The sequence below is a fragment of the Aequorivita sp. 609 genome, assembly GCF_014212065.1.
GTDB classification, from domain to species: Bacteria; Bacteroidota; Bacteroidia; order Flavobacteriales; family Flavobacteriaceae; genus Aequorivita; species Aequorivita sinensis.
In genome coordinates this window covers 1-3442 of record NZ_JACJVM010000204.1, presented here as the reverse complement: position 1 = coordinate 3442, position 3442 = coordinate 1, and the positions used below count along the sequence as shown (strand labels likewise).

The 3442-nt window shown below is 32.0% G+C and carries 4 protein-coding genes; 3 read left to right on the top strand and 1 reads right to left on the bottom strand.

Annotation, left to right across the window (positions count from 1 at the left end):
* Positions 1–126: 126 nt before the first annotated feature.
* On the bottom strand, positions 127–384 hold the full coding sequence (locus H4O20_RS13390) for a hypothetical protein (RefSeq protein WP_185099602.1): 258 nt from the start codon (positions 382–384) through the stop codon (positions 127–129).
* A 69-nt stretch (positions 385–453) separates the two neighbouring features.
* Here H4O20_RS13390 and H4O20_RS13385 point away from each other — a divergent pair, with 69 nt between their 5' ends.
* The 3 genes from H4O20_RS13385 (at position 454) to H4O20_RS13375 (ending at position 3204) form a co-directional block, all read left to right on the top strand.
* A complete protein-coding gene (locus H4O20_RS13385; RefSeq protein ID WP_185099601.1) occupies positions 454–1122 on the top strand; it encodes a DUF4304 domain-containing protein in 669 nt (222 codons plus the stop codon).
* Between the two features lie 151 nt (positions 1123–1273).
* On the top strand, positions 1274–1837 hold the full coding sequence (locus H4O20_RS13380; protein ID WP_185099600.1) for a hypothetical protein: 564 nt from the start codon (positions 1274–1276) through the stop codon (positions 1835–1837).
* A gap of 215 nt (positions 1838–2052) precedes the next feature.
* On the top strand, positions 2053–3204 hold the full coding sequence (locus tag H4O20_RS13375) for a DUF3800 domain-containing protein (RefSeq protein ID WP_185099599.1): 1152 nt from the start codon (positions 2053–2055) through the stop codon (positions 3202–3204).
* Positions 3205–3442 lie beyond the last annotated feature (238 nt).

Here is a 3442-nt window from a genome sequence, read left to right as displayed (position 1 = left end):
TGTATATGAAAAATAGGCGATAAAGTACTAATTGAAATATTTTTGGCTTGTATCAAACTTTAGGATTAGACAAAAATTTAGGGCTTAGTGATCGCCTACTTATCATATACGAAACGTTGTAGTGCATTATTTTGTTTGGTAAGCACACCAACGCTTTCTTAACCCACACTTGTTATCTTTTTTTAAATACTCACAGTTTTTGTTTTCTTTACCACAAAATAACGTACCCTTTGGCACAACAACACCGTATAACTTCAATTGCTTTTTAAGTTCATCTCTTTCAAGTTGTAACTTTTTAATTAGTTTTCTATTTGCCGTGTCTTGTTTTATAAGACTATTGTAATGGGTTTCTTTATTCATTTTAGCCCAATCTTCTTGTTTCATTATTTAGTTATTTAAGTTATTATTTATCGCAACAAAAGTTATACAATCACGTTATGTGCAAGCTAAAAAATGACGAACAAAATAGAATATAAAGAAACACTAAATGAAATCCAGAAGTTAATTCATACCGAATTAAAAGCTGATGGATTTAAAAAAAAAGGAAGAACTCACAATAAAGTTCTTGACAATGGAATTGTTCAAGTCATTAACTTTCAAATGGGACAATTTCAATTTGATAACGTGATTGAAATTCCTGGATTACGTGAAAACTTATACGGACAGTTTACCATAAATCTTGGAGTTTTTGTCCCAGAACTTTATGAGAAAATTTTCAACCCAAAACCAAAGAGTTTTATTCAAGAATTTGACTGTGAAATAAGAACAAGGTTAAGTCAAAAAATATTCGGAGAAGATAAATGGTTTCCAATATCTGCTGATTTCGGAAAAACATCTGAATTTATCAACGAGAATCTGAATTCTATTGGCAAAGAATGGTTTGACCGATTTGACAACCGAAAAAAAATTGTTGAAGAATTAACTCAATCAAAAGTCATTGAATTTTCACCACGACAAAAACTATCAGGAGCAATAATAGAATTGGAGATTGACCGTAAAAATGGCGAGCGAATTTTTAACGAATACTATAATTCAGTTCCAGAAAATGAACCACATAAAGAATTTGTAATTGAATTAGCACAAAAACTGAATATTAAACTAAACGAAAAAGCCAGCACATAACAATGTATAACCGCAATTACGGCGGATTCGACTACGTCCGAATCCACTCGGAATTGCTAACGCCAGTTCTTAACCGAAAATCATTAACTTTAATCCCGTAACTGTCGGTTATACGAGACCGTTGTAGCACATTAAACCAATCAACATACGAATGAACAAAATATTAGTTTTTTTATTCTTTTTAGCAATCGGAATCCTTTCCTGTAAAAATCCTCAAAAGGAATCTGACAAATTGGAAATTGCTAAAAATTTCTACATTGCGATTGACAATTCTAATCCTTTAGAAACGACTGAATTAATTACCGACAGATTTACGACCATTGACGACGGATTTGAGCAGAAATATAGTGGAAATGAATACGCTGAATGGGTAAAGTGGGATTCTGTATTCCAACCGACTTACAAAATACTAAAAATCGAAAAAGAAAATGGAATTGTAAAAGCTAAAATTTCAAAAACGGACAAGCGAATTTCCTTTCTTCATCACGAACCTATTGTTACAAACGAAATCATACAATTTGAGAATAATAAAATAAAGAATATCAAAAGGACTTCTGCTTCGTTTAACGTTGAGAAATTTGTTAAAAACAGAGATGAACTTGTAAATTGGATTGCGAAAAATCAACCTGAATTGAATGGGTTTTTGAACGACCAAACAAAAAGTGGCGGAATGAATTATTTAAAAGCGATTGAACTATATAATAACAAAAAATAACGTGCTACAACAACGTATATATCTCATAGCTAATTAGTTGCTTAAACGAAGTTAAGGCATATTTGGAAAGTCGCCAAATTTTTAAATTTGACGATTTCCAATAAAAAAGATAAATAGTAAAATTTAAAAATCTGGCTTGTGCTTAAACCGAATAATTATCGCTAATTTTCACGCTACGAGCCATATACAAGACCGTTAGGGCACATTAGAACTGAATGAAGAATCAAATTGCTTACATAGATGAATTTGGAAACAACGGACTCGATTTCGAAAAAGATGGTGTAAGTGAAACTTTTATCATAACAGCAATTATCGTTTCAGAAGAAAAGTTGGAGAATTTAGAAGCTGAATTGGAAAAAATCCGAAAAACCAACTTTCAAACCGGCGAAATTAAATCTTCTAAAGTCGGAACAAATGATACAAGGCGATTAAAAGTTGTTGCGGAACTTAATTCATTAGATTATCATATTTTTTCAATTGTAGTTGACAAAACAAAGCTAACAAGTGAGGGATTTCAGTATAAAGGTTCATTTTATAAATTTCTTCATTCCCTAGTGGACAGAGAACTTTTCAAAACTTTTCCTGACTTACTTGTTGTTGCAGACGAACACGGAGGAAAAGAGTTTAAAGAGAGTTTTATCAAGTATATGAGAAAAAGGCATATACCAAGTCTTTTTCAACAATCTGAATTTCGTCTTTCTAATAGCAAGTCCGAATTAATGGTTCAAATGGCAGATTTTGTGACTGGTACAATTGCAAGATGTTATGAACCAAAAAAGTTAAGTCCAAGAAGAAACGAATTACTTAAAGCGTTAAAACAGAAAATAATTGAAATACGAATTTGGCCACCTGATTATAAGCCAATGGCTTACGACCCAGGAAAAGACTTTGCAAATTATGACCCTACTATCTCAAGCTTGGGATTAAATTTAGCAAGTCAATTCTTGGATAAATTTGGAGAATCAGATGTTCCTTACATAATAGACCAATGTACTTGCTTGAGATATTTACTGTTCCATTTTAGGAATATTAATCCAGAGACATACGTAACTACATTTGAACTTATTAACCAAATTGAACAGCTAAAACCAAACAAGATTTCAATGCATTATTTTAGAAGTAAAATAATTGCCAAATTAAGGGATAATGGCGTTATTCTAGCAAGTTCAAATAAAGGGTATAAATTACCTAGTTCTAGCAAAGATTTATACGACTTCGTAAATCACAGTAATTCATATATTCAACCAATGATAGACCGACTTTTGAAATGTAGAAATCAAATAAAACTTGCTACTAAAAACAAACTAGACATTTTCGACCACGAGGAATTTAAATATCTAAATGAAATAAAAAATAACGTGCCCTAACAATGTATAACCGCAATTACGGCGGATTCGACTACGTCCGAATCCACGCGTAATTGCTAAAGTCTGTGCTAAACCGAAAATTAACGCATATTAACCCGTAACTGACGGTTATACGATACCGTTGTGTGCAATAACCCTTACTTGCTAGGTTATTTAAAAAATCAGTAAAGCGCGCGAATTTGGAAGGAAAATAATCAGTATTTTATGGTAGGACTGGTTGCAAACCAGGGCCATCAAG

Coding starts and splice junctions, on each gene's coding strand:
- H4O20_RS13380 (WP_185099600.1), top strand. CDS start 1,274: ATGAACAAAATATTAGTTTTTTTATTCTTTTTAGCAATCGGAATCCTT.
- H4O20_RS13385 (WP_185099601.1), top strand. CDS start 454: ATGACGAACAAAATAGAATATAAAGAAACACTAAATGAAATCCAGAAG.
- H4O20_RS13390 (WP_185099602.1), bottom strand. CDS start 384: ATGAAACAAGAAGATTGGGCTAAAATGAATAAAGAAACCCATTACAAT.
- H4O20_RS13375 (WP_185099599.1), top strand. CDS start 2,053: ATGAAGAATCAAATTGCTTACATAGATGAATTTGGAAACAACGGACTC.